Origin of the sequence: Mesorhizobium sp. L48C026A00 (genome assembly GCF_000502375.1) — a bacterium.
GTDB lineage: Bacteria > Pseudomonadota > Alphaproteobacteria > Rhizobiales > Rhizobiaceae > Mesorhizobium > Mesorhizobium muleiense.
The window spans coordinates 1-1,398 of record NZ_AYWU01000096.1; the positions used below are offsets into that span (position 1 = coordinate 1).

A 1,398-nucleotide genomic window follows, 5' to 3' on the forward strand; every position below is an offset into this window, starting at 1 on the left:
ATGGTACGCAATGGTCTACTGCAAGCAGCGCGTCGCAATGCCGAGGTCGTGCAAGCTCTCGGTCTCGGAAAGCGGATCGCTGCCCGATGGCACAAGGCCAATGCCAAGTGTCTGGCCGCCAACCGGAAAGCCGCGGATCTGGCAGGCGGGCTGGATGGCTTTTCAGAGTCGCTGCGCCTGCAGGTGCAATCGGCCATTCTTGCCGTCGGCGCGTACCTTGTCATCAGACAGGAGGCTACGGCCGGGGTCATGATTGTCAGTTCGATAATGATGGGGCGTGCGCTGGCTCCGGTCGATCTGGCCATTTCAAGCTGGAAATCCTTCCTCATGGCGCGCCAGGGTTGGGCGCGGCTGGAGGACCTCTTGGAAAAGGTTCCTGAAACCGCTCCTGTTATGCCAATGCCTGCACCTGAACGCGAACTGCGCCTGGAAAGCGTGACAATCGTTCCGCCCGGCGAAAGGACGCTGACCGTGACCGGCCTTGCGTTTGCCATTCAGGCGGGAAGCGCACTCGGGGTCATCGGTGCATCGGGTTCGGGCAAGTCGACACTCTCGCGCGCCATCGTCGGCGCATGGGCGCCGGTCGCCGGAAANGTTCGCATCGACAGCGCAAGCCTCGATCAATGGGACCGGGAAGCACTAGGCCGTCATATCGGCTATCTGCCGCAAGGTGTTCAACTGTTCGACGGCACCATTGCCGAAAACATCGCTCGTTTTGAAGATAATCCTGACCCTGAGGCTATTGTCGCCGCGGCGAAGGCAGCGGGCACCCACGAACTGATCCTCCGATTTGAGCACGGTTACGAAACTCCGGTCGGTGAGGCCGGATCGGCAGTTTCCGCCGGGCAGCGCCAGCTTATCGGTCTTGCCCGTGCTCTTTATCGAGACCCTTTCCTTGTTGTGCTGGATGAACCCAATGCCCATCTCGATGCNCATCGGTGCATCGGGTTCGGGCAAGTCGACACTCTCGCGCGCCATCGTCGGCGCATGGGCGCCGGTCGCCGGAAAGGTTCGCATCGACAGCGCAAGCCTCGATCAATGGGACCGGGAAGCACTAGGCCGTCATATCGGCTATCTGCCGCAAGGCGTTGAACTGTTCGACGGCACCATTGCCGAAAACATTGCTCGTTTTGAAGATAATCCTGACCCTGACGCTATTGTCGCCGCGGCGAAAGCAGCGGGCACCCACGAACTGATCCTCCGTTTTGAGCACGGTTACGAAACTCCGATTGGTGAGGCCGGATCGGCACTTTCCGCCGGGCAGCGCCAGCGTATCGGTCTTGCCCGTGCTCTTTATCGAGACCCTTTCCTTGTTGTGCTGGATGAACCCAATGCCCATCTCGATGCGGAAGGCGAAGCTGCAGTCGCTAAGGCGATCGCCTCCGTGCGCGAGCGCAA

The 1,398-nt window shown here is 60.5% G+C and carries 2 pseudogenes; both read left to right on the top strand.

Annotated elements, in window-relative coordinates:
- A pseudogene (locus tag X738_RS80490) lies at positions 1–930 on the top strand (type I secretion system permease/ATPase); the annotation flags it as partial.
- Positions 931–934: 4 nt separating this feature from the next.
- A pseudogene (locus tag X738_RS84375) lies at positions 935–1,398 on the top strand (ATP-binding cassette domain-containing protein); the annotation flags it as partial.